This window comes from Glutamicibacter sp. X7, from assembly GCF_054889245.1.
The window spans coordinates 2,360,136-2,378,636 of record NZ_CM142678.1 but is presented as its reverse complement, the minus strand read 5'-3'; the positions used below and the strand labels follow the sequence as shown (position 1 = coordinate 2,378,636).

The following is an 18,501-nucleotide window of genomic DNA, read 5'->3' as shown; positions in this document are numbered from 1 at the left end:
CGTGTAGCTAGATCACTGATCTGAGCCGTGGCGCAGTTGCCTAGAAGGCAGGGATAACGCTTCCATCGGTCCAGGTTTCCTCGATGTACTTACGAACCTCATCTGAGTGCAGCAATTCTTCGAGCTTTGCGATGGCAGGAGTCTCTTCACCTGCACGCCAGGTGAGGAAGTTGGCGTTGGGGTTGTTTTCACCGGATTCCTGAGCCAGGATTTCATCCTTGTTCAGTTTGGCCTGCACGATGAAGTTGCCGTTGACCACGGCTAGATCGACCGAGTTGTCCTTAGTGTAGAACTGAGGCACCTGCTCCGCGTTCACCTCGGTGAACTTCAGCCCCTTCGGGTTCTTGGTCTTGTCGTCCTGGACGGTCAGAACTGAATCATCGTCCGATAGACCGGAGAGCAAGCCGGCGGACTCCAGCACGCGCATGCCACGAAGCTGATTCACCGGATCATTATTTAGAACAACGTTGGCACCTTCGGTGACGTCGCCCGGCTCATCGAACTTCTTGGAGAAGACAGTCATCGGTTCAACGTGGACGCCTGCACCGTGCTCAAACTCGTAGCCTTTTTCCTCGACCTCTGTCTTCAGGTAATTCTCGGTCTGGAAGTAGTTGGCGTCGAGGGACTTGTCGGCAAGCGAAGTGTTCGGGGTGACATAGTCGTCAATCTCGACGACGTCGAGGTCGATGCCGGCGTCCTTGGCCAGATTCTCATCGATGTAATTCAGGATCTGTGCCTGCGGAACAGGGCTCGAACCTACCTTGATCACGACGGGGTTGGCTGGGTCCAAGGACGCAGATGAAGCTTCGGGTGCGGAGCCGCCACCGCACGCAGTCAGAGCAAAGAGTGCAGCGGCGCCGGAGAGTGCAAGAGCGATTTTTTTGCGCATTGCTTGTTTCCTTAGAGGTCGAGTCGTGAGACACGGTTGCGAGTGGGCGGGTGTCGCGAATGCCAATGACAATCACAACGCCACCGGCAGGGCCGGTGGAAGCTTTGGAGCGAATCTAGCGGTGATCGACCTTGCGAGCAATGACATCACCAATTACTTGCACAACCTGTACAAGGACCACAATCACGATGATTGTAAAGATCATGATTTCGGGGTTATAGCGCGTGTAGCCGTAGGTATAGGCCATTCGGCCCAATCCGCCACCGCCGACCAACCCTGCCATTGCGGAGTAGCCGATCAGAGTTACCACGGTTGTCGTGATTGCGGCGATGATACCCGGCATCGCTTCAGGAACCATTACTTTGCGGATGGTCTGCATTCTCGTGGAACCCATGACTAGAGCCGCATCAACTTTGCCTGAGGAGACGTCACGCAGGGCTGTCTCAACGAGGCGGGCGAAGAATGGCACAGTGCCGATGGTCAGTGACACGGATGCTGCGATGGGCCCAAGCGAAGTGCCAACGAGCATTGCCGCGAAGGGGATGAGGGCGACCATCAAGATGGCAAACGGGATCGATCGCGTGATGTTCACGATGATTCCGGAAAGTATCGCGTTCATCCAGCGAACGGGGGCTAGGCCATCTTTGCCTGTCACATGTAAAAGAATGCCAAGAATGAGCCCCAAGACTACGGTGATGACACCGGAAATAAGGACCATCTGCAGGGTCTCAAGGGTAGCGGTCCACATAGCTTTTTGAACGGTTGGCGTGAGGAAATCCATTGTTTATTTGGTCCCCTTCGTCGTTACGGCAATGCCGCTCGCCTGCAGGTGCTCGATGATGGCATTGACATCGGCGTCGATCGGCAACTGGATGCGCAGATGCGCGTACTGCTGATCGCTTAGCTGCTCAACGGAGCCAGCCAAGACGTTAACGTCGGTGTTGAATTTGCGAGACACAGACGAGATTACAGGTTCGGTTGCCTGTGCCCCTGTGTACAGAAGATCAAGAACAGGCCCGTCATTTTCAGCGCGAGGGGCATTACCTGGCAACGGCAACAGAGTCTGCGCCAAACGGCCCTCGGCGTTGGTAATGACAGCTTCAATGGCGCCGTGCTCGACGATACGGCCTGCTTCGAGCAGGGAGACAGAATCGCAAGCCTGCTTCACCACGTGCATTTCGTGGGTAATGATCAGCACGGTGATGTTCAGACGATCACGTAGCTTCTTGATGAGATCCAGAATCTCATCGGTGGTTTTGGGGTCCAGCGCGCTGGTGGGTTCGTCGCACAACAGAATATCTGGGTCGGTGGCTAGCGCGCGGGCGATACCGACACGCTGACGCTGTCCGCCAGATAGCTGCGAGGGGTACGCTTTGCCGAACTTTGAGAGGCCGACCAGCTCAAGGAGTTCGGTGACCTTTGCGGTGATTTCCGCCTTGGGGGTGCCGACCAGTTCTAGTGGGTAGGCAATGTTCTGGGCGGTGGTGCGTGAATCGAACAGGTTGGCATGCTGAAAGACCATGCCGATACGTCGACGCGCGTCACGGAGTTGGTTGTCGCTGACATTTGTCAATTCGGTGCCGTTGACGGCGACGGTGCCCGAGGTAGGGCGGTCAAGCAATGTCAGGCAACGAACGAGCGTCGACTTACCTGCGCCGGAATGGCCGACAATGCCGTGAATCTTCCCGGTAGGGACCTCAAGGCTGACGCCGGCCAGAGCAACGACCTCATCACTTCCTTGCCGGTAGACCTTGCGCAGGTCACTGACTGTGATCAATGGATGGAATCCTTAGGCTCTGAAGGGATAGTTAGAGTACCCTTTAGTCAATCACGATCGAAGATTATCGACCGAACGAGCGTCATGATCGAGTAATGAGGACTTATTGGCACGCTAGAACCTGTTTGACCAGAATATTCTTCGAGCAACGTCCATCTGGCTGCAATTAATGAATGACGTGATCTGCTGCCGTTGGGAGTCCGCGTGACGTGAAGCGCGCCACCAGCCACCGGGCTATAGCCAGGCGCTAACTGTCCTTGATGGGCCAAGCGCCGTCAACGAATGCCTGAGGATCGCGTTTACGCAGGTAGCTTTGGAAGCTGGCAGCCTGCTCTCGTGCCCAAGCAATCTGTTGGCCGTGTAGCGCAAGTGGATCCATCTGCACCTGTGGGTACTTCTCAGCGATACGTCGGGCGACGGCCACGCACGCGACCGCATCGGCTAGCGAGGTGTGCGCGTTTTCCAGCTGCACACCGTATAGCTCGCAGGCTGCGCTAAGTGTGCGCTTGCCTTTCCGATATGTGTCCAGCTGCTTGTCCAGAATGAAGGGATCGATGACATTACCTGGAATGAATGGCACGAGACCATAGCGCAGTGCTTCGGCGTGAAGTACCGAGAAATCGTAGGCGGCATTGAAAGCCACGATGGCCGTGTCCTGTGAAGCGAACTGCAGCAGGTTGATGATTTGCTCGACCGACGTGCGCGCGTCGGCACCTTCGGTTTGAGCTTTTTCGGTGCTGACTCCGTGCACAGCCGTGGCCTGCTCGGGGATCTCGACTCCTGGATTGACCAGCCACTCGCGGTGATTCAGGGTGCGACCGTCGGCATCTAGTAGCACCACCGTCGCGGTGACAATGCGAGCGGTGTCCGGATCCACGCCGGTGGTTTCCAGATCAAACCCGAGCAGTGGTGCTTCATGCCAATTATTCATGCCACTACGCTACCTTTCGCTTACGACAGCATGGAAATGACCGCCCTCCGGCTGTGGAATCCGTTCTCAGTTGAGACAATGAGTAAATGAGCGATCGTGCAGGGTCTTCGGGCCTAGAACTGGGCCAAGCGGTGTATGCGCTGGCTAGGCTGGTCCCAGCCGGATCCGTGTTGGCTTATAAGGATGTAGCCGAACTACTCGGGGCCGGTGGGCCTAGACAGGTGGGCAAGGCAATGAGTCAGGCCCCTGCGGGACTTCCATGGTGGCGAGTGCTTCGCAGCGACGGCGGAATGGCTGATCCACTTGCCGAACGGGCGCGTCAACACTGGGAGCAAGAAGGACTTCCACTTCGGGGGACGAAGGTACGCATCGATCAAGCACGCTGGAAGCCGACCGAGGCCCAGTGGCGATCCATCGATGCCTTGGCCGCTCGTGTCGCCGAGGGCAAATCGTCGGAACCGGATGGTGAACTTTAAGCATGGCGCAACAAACTCTCGATCCGACTGCCGGGACGCTGCTGGAGATCCTCACCGGCTGCACTTCGCCGAAATTGGTCACCGGGGCACCGGGGACAGGCAAGTCCCAACTACTCATATCGGTGGCCGTGCAACGTCTGGATCGCGGCCTCGACCCATTGCGCCTGCTCATGATCGCGCCGACACGAAATGCCGCCGCACACTTGCGCGACGAGTTTAGCCGTCGAGCGCAGCGTACGTTCACCGAACCAGTGGTCCGTACCTGGTCGGCCTACGCTTTCGACTTGATCCGCAGGGCCCGGGTGGAGGGACTGCTGCCATTTGTTGAGCGTGAGCCCCGCCTCCTGTCCGGCCCCGAGCAGGATTCAATGATTGCAGCATTATTGGAGGGACATACGCTCGGTGTTACCGAGTCACCAGGCTGGCCGCAGGAACTCGAGCTGGCCATTGGTACGCGGGGGTTCCGAAAAGAGGTCCGTGAATTCTTTGATCGAGTCTCGGAGCTTGGCCTCGAACCAGCTGATGTTGCCGACCTTGGACACGCGGCCCACCGGCCCGAATGGGTAGCGGCCGCGCGGTTTTATCAGGAGTACCGAGACCTGCTTGACCTCGGCAACGCCGAAGCCTTTGACCCTGCCGGTCTAATCACGCGCGCGGCGGAACTGCTGGAGAAACATCCGGACTTCTGTGCCCGGGAGCGTGAGCGTCTGGACTGCATTCTGGTCGATGACTTGCAAGAAGCCACGCTCTCACAACACCGGCTATTGCAGGTTCTGGGACGCGACCACACGCTCATCGCCGTGGGTACCCCGGATAACGTGGTGCAAGGCTTTCGTGGCGCTCGACCCGAGCTGGTACATCGCTTCGCCAGCCAATATGGTCAAAAACTTTCTGCGCAAAGCTACGAGCTGACCTATAGCTACCGTATGACGCCAGCCATCGCGGAAGCCTGGCGTCGTGTTGTACGACGGATCCCTGCCCCCACCGGTCAGCTGGGCCGTCGCCTGTCCTGGCCCTCAACAGACGAACCAGGCAATGTGCAGGGCCATATTTTTGAGTCCGCAACACAGGAACAGCGATTCCTAGCCCAGCGCATCATTGAATTTTCGGTGTTCGGGGAGTACTCACTCAAGGACATTGCGGTGATCGTGCGCAACGGCTCCCAGGTGCGCAGCCTGAGTCGTTTCCTCGAGGGCCAGAAGATTGCAGTGTCCAACCCGCCAGCTGAGCTGCCGCTGAAGGACGAAAGTGCCGTACGTCCGCTACTGGATCTTCTACAACGCGCGGTCGCCCCCGCCGAACACGAAGACCCTTTGCTGATGCATTCGCTACTGATCTCTCGCTACGGCATGAGCACAGCACTAGAAATCCGTCGCATCAGACAGCTTTTGCGCCGGGTCGAAAGTTCTCGAGGGGGCCGACGAAGCAGCGCCGAACTTCTGGACGCGTGCCTGACCGAACCGGAACTCACCGAAAACCTCGGCCCCGTGGGATTCGGGCTCCAACGTGTGGTGCGGATGTATACCAAGCTGCAAGAAGTATTGGCCGACGGGCAGGCCACCCCCGAGACCGCATTGTGGGCCCTATGGGAAGCTTCCGGTCGTTCAGACGCATGGCGTGAAGAAGCTTTGGGAACTGGTCCCGGAGCCCGGCGAGCCGATCATGACCTCGACGCGGTACTCTCGCTCTTCCAGGCCGCCGAACGATTCGTGGACCAACTTCCCGGTGCCAGCGTGGCCCAGTTTCTCGACTATATTTTGGGTCAAGACCTGCCAATGGACTCCTTGGCTAGTCGCGCGCAAGGGGAGCAAACCGTCACCGTACTGACCACAGCAGCGGCAGCTGGTGGCCAATGGCCGGTCGTGTTCCTGCCCGGGCTGCAGGAAGGTAGTTGGCCGAACTTGCAGCTGCGCGGCGAACTTCTCGGTTCGAATGCGCTGGCCGACGCGGCTGAACACGGCGTCGGTTTTCTCTCCGGCAGAACACCCGCGGAGCTGATCAAAAATACGCGTGCGGATGAACTGCGTTCCTTCGCCAACGCGGTTTCACGCGCCGAGCAGCTTCTGGTGTGCACCGCCGTAGAGAACTCGGAGATGCAAGCCTCGAGCTTTATGGACTTGGTTGACCCGCCGTCCACGGCCGTTCGTGAACCAAGCGTCGTACCGCGCATCCGGTCCTTGCCTACCTTGGTCGCGGAGCTTCGTGCTAGCGCTGAACGCGCTCAGACACTCGTCGCAACCGGGCATGGCCAAGACAGCAGTGAAGCCCAAGAAGTGGTCGGGGATGCGCTCTCGACCCTCGCCCTGCTCAGTAGTCCTGAGGCTTCGGTGCGTGGCGCCCACCCAGACACATGGTGGGGAATGCTCCCGCTGAGCACCTCGGAACGGCTTACGCCCGAAGGGAAACCGATCCGAATTTCACCGTCCAAGGTTGAAACTGCTGTCAACTCGCCGCTGAACTGGTTTGTGCAGGGGGCTGGCGGTCAAGCGGCCCGCGATTTTGCCGCATCACTGGGTACCTTGATTCACTCAATTGCGGAGGAGCACCCGGATGCCACCGGTTCGCAGTACGAGGCCATTCTGGAATCCCGTTGGCCCGAACTGGAAAAACCACAGAACTGGGAGAGCCAGCGTGAGTTCGACCGTGCGGTAAACATGCTCAAGAAATACGCTCAATATTGCCTCGCCATGCGTAACGAGGGACGCACTCTCGTCGCCCGGGAACTTTCGTTCGAGGTGCAGGTACCCGAGCATGAACCAGCACTCTACCTGCGTGGTGTGATGGATCGTGTGGAGCTAGACGCAGAGGGCCGAGCCCACGTGGTCGATCTGAAAACTGGTAGCAAAGCCCCCACGTTAAAGGAAACCGAACGCCATGCACAGCTCGGCGTCTATCAACAGGCCATCAGGCTTGGGGCCCTTGATACGCTCGCGGAGCTTCCGGAAACTGCTCGTGAACCTTCCGGGGCCAGCTTGGTGTATTTGGGCACCACCACTAAGGGGCCAACGCTACGTGCGCAACAGGCCCTCGGAGAGGAAGCCTGGGCTACAGAATTGATCCTGCAAGCCGCCGCGCTCATGGGAGACAGTGACTTCATCACGCGCCACTTCGCGGGTAGTGAAGGCCTCTTCGGATCTTGCGCACTTCCCGAAATCTGCCCCCTTTGCACGAATGGACGACAGGTAACTGAACCATGAGCACTCCGCGTTTTTCTCCGCACGAGCTTTCCGAGGCCCTAGGGGAGCCCTTCGCGCCCACTGAACAGCAGGCCGAGATTATTAGCGCCCCGCTCGAACCGATGCTCGTCATTGCCGGGGCTGGCTCCGGCAAGACCAAGACGATGGCCGACAAGGTGGTCTGGCTGGTGGCCAACGGTCTTGTCCGTCCCGAAGAAGTGCTCGGGGTGACGTTTACCCGCAAGGCTGCCGGGGAGCTTTCGGCCCGCATCCGACAGAAAATCGCCAAGCTCGTGGAAACGGGTTTACTCGATGGGGAACTAACCGCGGAATTTTTGGATCCGGCGGTCTCCACCTATCACTCGTATGCCAACTCCTTGGTGAAGGACTACGGACTGCGCTTGGGTTTAGAGGACGACACCGTGCTCCTCGGCGCCGCCCAGTCGTGGCAGCTGGCCCATGAAGTGCTTGAAACCTACACGGGTGATTACCAGCATCTAACGTCGGCCAGCAGCACGCTAATTGACGCCATCGTCTCCTTTAGTTCGGAAGCCAGCGAACATTTGGTCACGGCCGACGAGGCCGAGACATGGATTCGTGATCTTCTTGCGCGGATATCGGCGCTACCGATGCAAATCGATAAGGACAAGGCACCGACCCTCGACGCGCGGAAACTAATTGACCGGCTGGCATCACGGGCCACCATTGCCGAGTTGTCGGGCCGCTATGCGCAACTCAAACGGGAACGGGGCGTTATGGACTACGGCGATCTGGTAGCTCACGCCGCCCAGATCGCGATGCACGTGCCCGTTGCTGCCACTACCGAACGGGCGAAGTACAAAGTCGTGCTCCTCGACGAATTTCAGGACACGTCGCATGCGCAGCTGAAACTATTCTCCTCGCTCTTCGGAAACGGCCACCCGGTCACCGCGGTGGGCGACCCCAACCAGTCCATCTATGGTTTTCGTGGTGCTAGCGCCGGACAGCTGTTCCATTTTCCCTCCACATTCCCCGTGGTGGAAAACGAACAACGACGCAATGCTCATGTTCGGCACCTGACCGTGGCGTGGCGTAACTCGGTCAATATCCTCGAGACGGCCAACCGCATCACCGGGTCGGCCCAGGAACAACGCAATGGTCCTGTGGCGGTAAAACCGTTGGAACCCTCGGCGTTCGCCGGGCACGGTCGGGTCGTGCTCAACCGTTGCGCCACGGTTCATGACGAGGCCGAGCGCATCGCCGATCTCTTCGTGGCGGAACTGGAAAAGTCCAGCGGCACGGAACCACTGACCTGTGCGGTTCTTAGCCGAAATCGCAGTCAACTTTCGGTGATGGCGCAGGTTCTTGGCGAGCGCGAGATCCCCTACCAGGTTGTCGGTCTATCGGGGCTGCTTAGTACTCCGGAACTTGTGGACCTTGTCAGTACCTTGCATGTGCTGGTCGATCCCTTGCGCTCGGATAAGCTCATGCGCTTGCTCGCGGGTGCCCGCTGGCGGCTCGGCCCAGCCGATCTCATGGCTTTTGCGGACTGGTCGAAGTACCTGGCACAACGTCGTCTTCGAGAACTAAACAACGGACCCTCGACCGACGACGAGACCACAGATGTGGCGCGTGCCGAACTCAATGACGCGGCAAGCCTTATCGAGGCGCTCGATTTTCTGCCCGCTCCTGAATGGACAAGTCACGACGGACGCAAGATCAGTGCCACCGGTTTGGCCCGCTTGCAACGATTACGCGAGGAGTTACGGGAACTTCGGTTGCTGGCCAATCACGACCTCGAATCTCTGATTCGTGAAGTGGAACGGACGATGAACCTCGACATTGAGGTCGCTGCTCGACCGTGGGTTGAGCCATCGAAGCACCGAGTGCACCTCGACGCTTTCGCCGATGTGGTGCGCGAGTACTGTCGTAACGCGCCGCGGGCCGAGCTCTCGGGGTTCTTGATGTGGCTCGAAGACGCTGCCGAGAAGGAGAGCGGGCTACCACTACCAGCCGACGACACCAACCCTCGGGCCGTGCAGTTGCTGACGGTACATGCCTCCAAAGGACTGGAATGGGACATGGTCGCAGTAATGACCATGAATGACGGTACCTTCCCCGGGGCCCGATCCGACCGCTGGACCAGCGGTGATGCGGCATTGCCGTGGCCGCTACGCGGGGACCGGGCAGACTTGCCCGCATGGGACACAGACCAGAGCTGTCTCAAAGACCTCCTCGACGCGGAGAAGCGCTTTAGACAAGCCGTCGACGAGCACCATATTGAGGAAGAACGCCGATTGGCCTATGTCGCGCTGACCCGAGCCAAACACCTGCTGGTATGCAGTAGCAGCGTGTGGAACGGGAGCCGGAGTAAGCCCATGGAGCCTTCGGAATTTATTGAGGTTCTCCGTCCCATGGCGAACGGCCCACTGCCACAAGCAGAAATTGGCCAATGGGTTGAGACCGAGCAAGCGCCGGAACAGAACCCGAACACCGTGGAGCCCCTTGAAGCACGCTGGCCCTATGATCCATTGACCGGCCCGGAGGTCAGCGGGCAACGGCAACGCAGTGCTTTGCCTTACTCCCGACGGACCATTCTGGAATCATTGGCCGAACGCATTACCGAGCAGATCGGGCGGGAGCCGAGCGGCCCGACGAGTGCCGTAGGACGGGCGTGGCGGCAGGAAGCCGAAACGCTCTTGCGCCATCGACAGTTCCTGAGCGACCGCGAACGGACGGTGACCCCACCCGAACATGTGCGGGCCTCGCTGTTCGTCGACCTGGCCGAGAACCCGCAGGAGGTTATCGATAATATTCGCCGCCCGGTACCACATCGACCTGGACTCGCCGCGCGCCGAGGGACCGCATTCCACGCCTGGATTGAAAGCTACTACGAACAAACCGGGATGCTGGATCTTGGAGAGTTGACGGCTCCGGCGGACCGCTATTTGGATGAAGCCCTCGACCTTGAGGCCATGAAGAACGATTTCTTGGCCAGCGACTGGGCCCAACGTACCCCGGCCTACGTCGAGGTGCCGCTTGAGACGCGCATTGGTCAGGTGGCAGTGCGCGGCCGTATCGACGCCGTCTTCCGCAACGACGACGATAGCTGGATCCTCGTCGACTGGAAGACCGGGCGGGTCCCGCGCGGCGAAGACCTGAAACATAAGCTCGTGCAGTTGGCCGTGTATCGGCTGGGTTGGGCCCGGCTACACAATATTCCCGTCGAGAAGATTCACGCGGCTTTCTATTATGTGGCCGCTGGCATCACGATTCATGCCGAGCAGCTCGCCAGTGAGCACGAGTTGGAGACCATGGTCGCCGAAGCTTTCACAAGCATTCAAGCGGCTCAGGGCTAGGAGTCCTGCGTCGAGTCCTTGGCTGGGGCTGGCTCGGGCTTGGATTCTTCAGCTGGTGCCGCGACAGTGCTCGTAGCCGGCTGGGGAGCCGGTTGCTGCGTCTCGGCTCCGGGGCGAGCCGATGGTGCAGAGTCTGTCGGCGCGGCCTCGGAGCCGGACTCATCGGGCAGACGAGAAACCTTGGTCGAGGTACGGTCCGGGTCTTCGGCGGCCGCTGGTTCCTTCGTGTCCTCGGTCTGTGACTGCAGGGGGCGCGGCGGCTCAACCACCGATAGCGGCTGCCCACCGTAGTCGGCGATATTCGTATCCAGTTCGCGCAGCATCTCTTGGGCCTCGTCGATACGCTGCTGGTCCTTGGTAGCCAGGGACTTGACCAGCCACTGTGCCAGCGCGAATTCGGCGGCCAGCGCGGCACGTCGCATAATATGCGGATCCGCCTTGTCGCCCCGTGCCTCGATATAGGCGGAGAACACCAGCTCACTAAAGCCCTGATTGCCCACTGCCGAAAGCCACGCGAAGTCATCGGCCGGGTCCCCGACGTGAAGATCGGTCCAGCCCTTCACGGCCGTGATCGCCCCGCCGAGTACCTGGATCTGTTCCTCGTCAAAGTCTCCATGTACGACGGCAGCATTGAAACGCCAGAGCGACACATCTTCCATGGCGTGCTCCCAGCGGCGCAACAGGCGACTTGGGATTAAGCCGGTGGCCGCCGCGGTGTCCAACTCGTTGAGCTTGCGCTGACGTACTTCGTCGGAGGTGTAGCAGGGCAGGCCGGCAACCTCTACGGCATCGTCCGGAATTTGATGGATCGCTGCCATCGCCCGGCCTAGCGCCGCAGCCAACGGCTTGCCAGCATCGACCAACTCTTCGAGCGAAGTTGTCTTGCCGGGCATGTCCTTGTACACGAAAGTGCGTAGTGGTCCCTGTCGCACCGAGCCGGCCACTTGGGGTAGTGCGAAGGGTAGGGCGGCCCGAACTCGGGCCGAAAAGGCCCGCAGTGCCGATAGCTCGGACTCCAGACGCATGCTGGCCTCGTCATGACGTGGGGAACGCACCCGCCAGCGGTTCTGCTGATCGTCAATGATCAAGGCAGAGTCAAAATCCTCCGCATCATCGGAGAGCGCCGCATATCCCACGGGAGCCAGTCCGGGGACAGCGGCGGTGGCAATTGCGGCGAGTTCCATGGCAGAGCGTTTCACATCATCAACCGTATGCGACAACCCTCCAAGCAACCTTGAATGACGCACGGGCATCGGTGAGAAATGGGCGATTTCTCACCCTGTGGGCGGTGCGTCTCACAGTCCACAGTGCCGGCGGGCTAGTCGGTGGAACATCACGCGGTGAACTAGATTAGATATATGGCCTTGGCAGAAAAATATCATGGTGTGCTACGTAACATTCCCTTTGCAGGTGGTGAACTGGTTCGCCCGCTAACGGAAGTAGATAGCGCCGAACCAATCCGCGAGGCATTGGCGCGGCCGGACACCAAAGTCATGCTTCTTGGGCCACAGGGTATCGCTGCACAAAATCACTCACTGCTCTACATGCCGGTCGAGCAAGCGCGAGAGGCTGCGCCGAAATCACTTGTTCACTTGGGTGCAATGGACGGCGTGAACTATGTGTTGCTGCTTGCCGATGCGGGTGCTGTGCTCCAGGACACCGAATGGATTAGCCTGCGTGAGGCCTTCGGTCGGCTGGAGGCCAGAGACTTAGGCCTATTCGTCGTGGCCCAGGCGATTGGTAATTGGCGGTTGGGTACAACCTTCTGCCCACAGTGTGGTTCATCGTTGGAACCAACCAACTTGGGGTGGTCCCAACGGTGCGCGGACGGGCAGCACGAGTTATTTCCACGCACCGATCCAGCGGTGATAGCCTCAATCATCGATGCCGAGGATCGGCTGCTCCTCGGGGCCAACGTTCGATTCAAGAAAAAGATCTACTCGGTTTTGGCTGGATTCGTTGAGGCCGGGGAATCACTTGAGGCCGCGGTACGCCGTGAGATCTTTGAAGAGTCTGGGGTCCGTGTCGGTGAATGCGCCTACCGGGGGTCGCAGCCATGGCCGTTGCCGCGGTCATTGATGCTGGGTTTTAGCGGTGAGGCGCTGAGTACCGAGTTGATCCCCGATGGTCAGGAGATATTGGATCTGCGGTGGTTCACTCGTGAAGAACTGCACGACGCGATTACCCAGGGCCTCCTGGACGTGCCGCGCGGACCATCGATTGCCGGCGCTCTGATCGAAGACTGGTACGGACATGAACTACCGAAAGCCGTTGCGTGATACCTGAAGGACAAGCTCCCACCACCGACCTGTTAGCCGGGCTTGACGCTGAACAACGTCAAGCGGCAGAGGCGCTTACCGGACCGGTCTGCATTCTGGCCGGTGCCGGAACTGGTAAAACTAGGGCCATCACCCATCGCATTGCCTATGGCGTGCAGCAAGGCATCTACCAACCCACCAGTGTGCTGGCGTTGACCTTTACCACTCGCGCGGCCTCCGAAATGCGTACCCGTTTACGTCAGTTGGGAGCCAACGGAGTCCAAGCACGGACCTTCCACGCGGCAGCATTGCGCCAACTTCAATACTTCTGGCCTCAGGCTATTGGCGGAACTTTGCCGAGCATCGTCGAACACAAGGCGCCCTTGATTGCCGAGGCGGCCCGTCGACTTCGTATCTCCAGTGACCGCACCATGGTGCGGGATCTCGCCTCAGAGGTCGAATGGGCCAAGGTGTCCATGCATTCGCCCGAAAGCTACGCCCGGGTGGTGCAGACGCGCGAACTTCCTCAAGGTTTGGAAGCGGTCACCATGTCGCGAGTCTTCCAGACCTACGAGGAACTCAAAGACGACCGTAATGTCATCGACTTCGAGGACGTGCTGTTGCTGACCAGCGCGATCTTGGAAGAAGACGAGAAGGTCGCCGCCAGCGTGCGCCAACAGTACCGACACTTCGTCGTCGACGAGTACCAGGATGTCTCTCCGCTGCAACAGCGATTGCTCAACCTCTGGCTGGGGGAGCGGCAGGAGCTGTGCGTCGTGGGCGACGCCTCGCAGACGATTTACTCCTTCACCGGGGCCCGCCCCGACTACCTACTAGGTTTTGGGCAACGATTTGAGAACGCCCGGGTGGTCAAGCTGGTACGTGATTATCGGTCTACACCGCAGATCGTTGGCCTAGCCAATAAGATTCTGGCCCAGCGGCGCATTGAATCCGGGGTACCGGACCGGATGGTGACCTGGCCCGAACCGCTAGAACTGATTGCGCAGCGAGAGCATGGAGCCGAACCAGAGTTCTTCGAGGCTAGTGACGACGAGAACGAGGCCGCCGAGGTCGCCAGCCGGATCAAGGACCTAATCGCCGCCGGGCAAGACGTTTCGAGTATCGCCGTTCTCTACCGAACCAACGGCCAGTCCGAGAGTTTCGAACAGGCGCTGACGGCCGCCGGAGTTCCCTACGTCATGCGCGGTGCGGAGCGTTTCTTCTCGCGACGCGAAGTAAAAGAAGGAATGCTGGCCCTGCGTGCGGCGCAAACGGTGGCGACCGAGGAGCCTCTGGGGCAACTGGTACGCGATGTGCTCACCGGGCAGGGCTACACCGAGCAACCTCCGGCCGGGGGCAGCAGTGCGGCACGACAGCGCTGGGAGTCGCTCTCGGCCTTGGTCCGTCTCGCCGATGACCTGGTGCGCACCAAGTCAGAGCTTGGCGCACAGGTGACGCTACGTGATGTTGTGGTGGAACTCGAAGAGCGCGCCGCGATGCAACATGCCCCAACGCTGGATGGGGTGACACTTGCCTCGTTCCACGCCGCCAAGGGCCTGGAATGGGACGTGGTGTTCCTGGTGGGCCTCAGCGAAGGACTCGTGCCAATTTCCTATGCGAAGGACCAAGCCGGATACGACGAAGAGCGGCGCCTGTTCTATGTGGGGATCACCCGTGCCCGGCTCCGGTTGTACCTTTCATGGTCGCTGGCTCGTACGCCAGGTGGCAGGGCCCATCGTTATCGGTCCCGCTTCCTCGATGGAATTCCTGCGGCTCGGCAAATTAGTAGTCGTGCTCAGGCGCCGGCGGCCCGCAAAGAACAGAAGCTGACCCCGGCGGTGTGCCGAAGTTGTGGTTCCTTCCTCACTAGCGCGAAGGAACGTAAGCTTCGTCGGTGCGCCAGTTGCCCGGCGCAATATGATGAACACCTATTCGAAACGCTGAAAGGTTGGCGTCTAGAAGTTGCCCAGGCCAACGCGGTGCCAGCTTTCGTGGTCTTTACCGACGCGACGCTGATGGCGCTCGCCGAAGATAAACCGAGCTCGATGCAGGAGTTAGGCAAAGTTCCCGGAGTGGGCCGTAGCAAGATGGAACGCTACGGGCAGGCAGTCCTAGACCTCATAGCCCAACAAAGCTAGTGCCGGTTACCCACAAGCCGTACGGGGCGTGGGGCCGCTTCCCGGTTGCGCCGTACCTTGGGTGAATATCTTCGTCTTTCGATAAGGAGTAAATTTCATGCCTGCCTATCCAACAACCGTGGATTTCCTTACGGACGACGACCTTCCGGTACGGATCGTGCGCTCGACACGGCGTACCAAGACCATTTCTAGCCAATGGCGTGACGACCGCTTGGTCGTGCAGGTACCGGCGGGTTTAAGCGAGTTCGCTGAGAAGCGCATGGTCGAGGAAATGATTGGCAAGTTTCGGCAGCGTCAGGCCCGTAATCAAGCGCAAGTTTCCGGGCCTTCGCTGGAGGAACGCGCTGCGTTGCTCGACGCGCAGTATTTAGACGGTCGTGCTCGGCCGGTTTCTGTTCGATGGGTCGATAATCAAGCCAAGCGTTGGGGGTCGGCGTCGCTGAAGGAACGACGCATCCGGCTGTCCTCAGCCCTAAAATGGTCCCCGCAGTGGGTGCAAGACTTCGTCTTGGTTCATGAGTTGGTGCACTTGGTGGTACCCGACGACGGCCACGGGCCGAAATTCAAGGCCTTGCTGGCCCGTTATCCAAAGTCCCACGAGGCAGATATATTCTTACGCGGATTCAGCACCGGATACCGGGCGCATTCTCTCGAACTGGGGCAAACCCCTACCACTCCGGAGATTAGCGACGACCCGGACGATATCGACTTTTAGAACTGATATGGCCGTCAACCCACCTCTGGGGTTGACGGCCATAACCGTTTAGCGGTCCTCGTCCGAATCCGTGGAATCCGGTTTATCGGTCGGTTCATCGAAGCCGCCGCTAAGGAGTTTTCCTAGTGCCTCATCGAATTCGTCGTACTCGCTGGCCGCCTGTTCGCGGCGTGCGGTAAAGCCCGTTGGGTCATCCAAGTCCTGAAGGGTAGGCATCAGGTCCGGATGGTCCCAAATGGCATCGCGACCGCTGACACCGCGTTCTGCATGCAGATGCTCCCAAAGCGCCGCAGCCTCACGAAGCCTGCGCGGGCGTAGCTCGAGACCGACAAGGGCGGCGAAGGCTGATTCGGCCGGTCCACCCGTGGCCCTCCGTCGCCGCATCGTCTCGCGCAGATGAGCCTCAAAGGGAAGGTTTGCCGCAGCCAGAGAAACCACATGATCGACCCACCCCTCGATGAGGGCCAACGTGAGCTCCAGATTCTCTAGTGCTCGTTCCTGAGCTTCGGTGCGCTGCGGGATGAACAGACCTTCACCTAGAAGCTGTTGCATCGATTCGGGATTGCTCGGATCCACTCCGCGGACGGCTTCTTCGATATGGGACATATCAATGTGGATACCTCGGGCGTAGGATTCAACGGCCCCGATCAGCTTGGCCGACAGCCAAGGAACTCGAGCGAACAGCCGAGTGTGTGCGTGCTCGCGTAGCAAAACGTAGAGCAAGACTTCCTGCTCGGGGATCTCTAGCCCCTCACCGAAGGCGGCCACATTTGCCGAGACGACGCCGGGCGTGGTTCCTGCCAAGGGCAAACCAATGTCGGTGCCGCCAAGGACGTCCTTGGCCAGCCCACCGAGAGCCGTGCCGACTTGAACCCCAAACATGCTGCAGCCGAGGTTGCGGAACATCGCATCCGTATTGCCCAGCATTCCGGTCATCTGTTCGGGCAGCTGCTCCTTCATGGCCACGGAAATGGCGGAGGCAACCGATTCTGCTACCGGCTCGGTCAGCGTTTTCCAGACACCAAGGGTCTTGTCGAACCAGCGCTTGCGGGTCCACACCTCGGTGCCCTGTCCGCCGCCTTCATAGACGGTCGCGCTATCGAGCCAGAGCTCGGCCAGGTAAGTGGCATCGGCGATAGCCGAAATCCGGGCCTCGCTCGGGGCCGGATCATCGGATGCGTAGGACTGCAAGGCAGTGTCGGAGACCAATTTCCAATTCAACGGAGAATCACCCGGGGTGGACTGCATCATCGCCGACATCATGGCCTGAGCCTGCTGCATCATGCGCTGCATGGCCGCCGGATCATTTGCCTGGGCACCTAATGCCTCACGCAACTGCGGGGGAAGGTCCTTCGGATCGAACCCGCCACCGAAAAGTTGCCCGAACATTGCCGAGAATGGATCCTGCGGATGGTTTTCGTCGTCGTCATGTGGTGGGTTGTTTCCCGGGTTCTGTGCCATGGTTAAAAAATACCGCTTGCGGCTCCAAGTTCCCATGAACACACCGCCCAGTTCGCTTTAGGCACAGGGAATACTCCTTAGAGCTGATGGGACAGCCGTCTGCCGTTAAGTAGGGTAGAGGTGGGGAATGCATCCGACCCCCCGAGGACCCACAACAAATCGCAGGAGCAGTTGACGTGAATGACACGGGCCACAACCCAACTGGTGGCCATCAGGCGCGAGCTATCGAGCCCGTCCCAGCAATCCGATCGGTTCGCAAGCTCAACGCCGGCACAGTGGCCGTGATCCTCGTTGCGCTGATTTTATTGCTGCCTACGAATTTTGTGGTGCGCTCACCGGGGCCCGTCGTGAACACAATGGGTGAGGTCGATGGGCAACGGGTATTAACCGTGGACAGGGCCACGACGTACCCGTCGCAGAGCACCCTGGACATGACCACGGTGTATGTCAGCGGTGGTGGTCAGCATAAGCTCAGCGGCGTTTGGGTTCTCGAAGCCCTCTTAAATCCAGGCAAGGATGTTGTCCCCGAGGAAATCATGCTGCCGCGTGGAGTAAGCAGCGACCAGCAGGCTCAAGAGAACAGTTTGATGATGAGTTCGAGTCAGGAACTGTCTACTGCTGCGGCCTTGCACGAGTTAGGGCATGACTACGACACCTCACTGCAGGTCGTTGGCTTTGCGGCCGACTACAACAAGACCAGCCTTCAAGAGAACGACGTCCTAGTGGACTTCAACGGCTCCTCGTTTGCGGATCTGAAGGAGTTGAAAGAACTCCTAAACAAGTCAGAATCCGACGAGGCGACGATGACCGTGCGGCGTGTGAACGAAGCAGGCAAGATGCGCGACGTACAGGTTCCGGTGCACACCGTGCTGGGTGAAGATGGCCAACGTCAATTGGGTGTTTACCTGCGCACCGGTTACCAGTTCCCGATCGATGTGAAATTTGGCGTCGAAGACATCGGCGGGCCCAGCGCCGGAATGATGTTCGCTCTTGCGATCATTGATCAGCTCACAGAGGGCTCGCTCGCAGGCGACACCGTAGTCGCCGGTACCGGAGAAATCAGCGAAGACGGCCAGGTGGGTCCCATCGGCGGGATCGCACAAAAAATGATTGGTGCGCGCGAGGCCGGGGCCACCGTGTTCTTAGCTCCCGAAGATAACTGCCCCGACGTTGCAGGCCGTGTCCCCAAGGGCCTCGACGTCGTTAAGGTCGCCACCCTGCACGAGGCGCGCAGCGCGTTGCAGGCCATCGCGCAGGGAACCGACCCGGCGACCTTGACGAGTTGTAACTAATGATTTTGAGAATTAGCACTAGCGTGAACCCGGTACCGAGATGTACTGGG

13 protein-coding genes are annotated in these 18,501 nt (G+C 59.5%); 7 read left to right on the top strand and 6 right to left on the bottom strand.

Features of this window, described 5'->3' with window-relative positions:
• Positions 1-40 precede the first annotated feature (40 nt).
• The 4 genes from ACYU0X_RS11315 to ACYU0X_RS11300 form a co-directional block, all read right to left on the bottom strand.
• Positions 41-889 (bottom strand): MetQ/NlpA family ABC transporter substrate-binding protein, encoded by an 849-nt coding sequence (locus tag ACYU0X_RS11315; protein ID WP_461900761.1) that lies wholly within the window; start codon positions 887-889, stop codon positions 41-43.
• A gap of 115 nt (positions 890-1,004) precedes the next feature.
• Positions 1,005-1,670 carry a methionine ABC transporter permease gene (locus ACYU0X_RS11310; RefSeq protein ID WP_461900759.1) on the bottom strand — a complete coding sequence of 222 codons (666 nt, stop codon included), beginning with the start codon at positions 1,668-1,670 and terminating at the stop codon, positions 1,005-1,007.
• Positions 1,671-1,673: 3 nt separating this feature from the next.
• Positions 1,674-2,666: a methionine ABC transporter ATP-binding protein gene (locus ACYU0X_RS11305; protein WP_461900757.1), complete on the bottom strand. Its 993-nt coding sequence runs from the start codon at positions 2,664-2,666 to the stop codon at positions 1,674-1,676.
• Between the two features lie 247 nt (positions 2,667-2,913).
• Positions 2,914-3,597, bottom strand: coding sequence for an exonuclease domain-containing protein (locus tag ACYU0X_RS11300; RefSeq protein WP_461900755.1), 684 nt, complete (start codon positions 3,595-3,597; stop codon positions 2,914-2,916).
• A gap of 86 nt (positions 3,598-3,683) precedes the next feature.
• On the opposite strand from ACYU0X_RS11300, the gene ACYU0X_RS11295 reads away from it, so the two are divergent.
• From ACYU0X_RS11295 to ACYU0X_RS11285, 3 genes are read left to right on the top strand one after another with little or no spacing between them, the layout of a single operon-like run.
• Positions 3,684-4,073 (top strand): MGMT family protein, encoded by a 390-nt coding sequence (locus ACYU0X_RS11295; protein WP_461900754.1) that lies wholly within the window; start codon positions 3,684-3,686, stop codon positions 4,071-4,073.
• Positions 4,074-4,075: 2 nt separating this feature from the next.
• Complete coding sequence (locus tag ACYU0X_RS11290) at positions 4,076-7,270, top strand: ATP-dependent helicase (RefSeq protein WP_461900752.1); 3,195 nt, start codon at positions 4,076-4,078, stop codon at positions 7,268-7,270.
• Positions 7,267-10,587 (top strand): ATP-dependent helicase, encoded by a 3,321-nt coding sequence (locus tag ACYU0X_RS11285; RefSeq protein WP_461900750.1) that lies wholly within the window; start codon positions 7,267-7,269, stop codon positions 10,585-10,587. The genes ACYU0X_RS11290 and ACYU0X_RS11285 overlap by 4 nt, the downstream gene beginning before the upstream one ends.
• Here ACYU0X_RS11285 and ACYU0X_RS11280 read toward each other — a convergent pair.
• Positions 10,584-11,786, bottom strand: a complete 1,203-nt coding sequence (locus tag ACYU0X_RS11280; RefSeq protein WP_461900748.1) for a phosphotransferase — start codon at positions 11,784-11,786, stop codon at positions 10,584-10,586. The two genes, ACYU0X_RS11285 and ACYU0X_RS11280, sit on opposite strands and share 4 nt — an antisense overlap.
• Positions 11,787-11,945: 159 nt before the next feature.
• Here ACYU0X_RS11280 and nudC point away from each other — a divergent pair, with 159 nt between their 5' ends.
• The 3 genes from nudC (at position 11,946) to ACYU0X_RS11265 (ending at position 15,698) form a co-directional block, all read left to right on the top strand.
• Positions 11,946-12,866, top strand: coding sequence for an NAD(+) diphosphatase (gene nudC / locus ACYU0X_RS11275; protein WP_461900747.1), 921 nt, complete (start codon positions 11,946-11,948; stop codon positions 12,864-12,866).
• Positions 12,863-14,983, top strand: coding sequence for an ATP-dependent DNA helicase UvrD2 (locus ACYU0X_RS11270; RefSeq protein ID WP_461900745.1), 2,121 nt, complete (start codon positions 12,863-12,865; stop codon positions 14,981-14,983). Before nudC ends, ACYU0X_RS11270 begins: the two co-directional genes overlap by 4 nt.
• 97 nt (positions 14,984-15,080) lie before the next feature.
• The gene (locus ACYU0X_RS11265; RefSeq protein ID WP_461900744.1) at positions 15,081-15,698 is read left to right on the top strand and encodes a SprT-like domain-containing protein; all 618 of its coding nucleotides are present in this window, start codon (positions 15,081-15,083) and stop codon (positions 15,696-15,698) included.
• 48 nt (positions 15,699-15,746) lie between these two features.
• Here the strand turns inward: ACYU0X_RS11265 and ACYU0X_RS11260 are convergent, their stop codons facing one another.
• Entirely contained in the window at positions 15,747-17,159 is a 1,413-nt protein-coding gene (locus tag ACYU0X_RS11260) for a zinc-dependent metalloprotease (protein WP_461900742.1), read from the bottom strand.
• Between the two features lie 176 nt (positions 17,160-17,335).
• Here ACYU0X_RS11260 and ACYU0X_RS11255 point away from each other — a divergent pair, with 176 nt between their 5' ends.
• On the top strand, positions 17,336-18,451 hold the full coding sequence (locus tag ACYU0X_RS11255; protein ID WP_461900741.1) for a YlbL family protein: 1,116 nt from the start codon (positions 17,336-17,338) through the stop codon (positions 18,449-18,451).
• Positions 18,452-18,501: the final 50 nt, after the last annotated feature.

Excerpts from the sequence above, each read along its gene's own strand:
- ACYU0X_RS11315 (WP_461900761.1), bottom strand. The coding sequence starts at position 889 with ATGCGCAAAAAAATCGCTCTTGCACTCTCCGGCGCCGCTGCACTCTTT.
- ACYU0X_RS11310 (WP_461900759.1), bottom strand. The coding sequence starts at position 1,670 with ATGGATTTCCTCACGCCAACCGTTCAAAAAGCTATGTGGACCGCTACC.
- ACYU0X_RS11300 (WP_461900755.1), bottom strand. The coding sequence starts at position 3,597 with ATGAATAATTGGCATGAAGCACCACTGCTCGGGTTTGATCTGGAAACC.
- ACYU0X_RS11295 (WP_461900754.1), top strand. The coding sequence starts at position 3,684 with ATGAGCGATCGTGCAGGGTCTTCGGGCCTAGAACTGGGCCAAGCGGTG.
- ACYU0X_RS11290 (WP_461900752.1), top strand. The coding sequence starts at position 4,076 with ATGGCGCAACAAACTCTCGATCCGACTGCCGGGACGCTGCTGGAGATC.
- ACYU0X_RS11285 (WP_461900750.1), top strand. The coding sequence starts at position 7,267 with ATGAGCACTCCGCGTTTTTCTCCGCACGAGCTTTCCGAGGCCCTAGGG.
- nudC (WP_461900747.1), top strand. The coding sequence starts at position 11,946 with ATGGCCTTGGCAGAAAAATATCATGGTGTGCTACGTAACATTCCCTTT.
- ACYU0X_RS11265 (WP_461900744.1), top strand. The coding sequence starts at position 15,081 with ATGCCTGCCTATCCAACAACCGTGGATTTCCTTACGGACGACGACCTT.
- ACYU0X_RS11260 (WP_461900742.1), bottom strand. The coding sequence starts at position 17,159 with ATGGCACAGAACCCGGGAAACAACCCACCACATGACGACGACGAAAAC.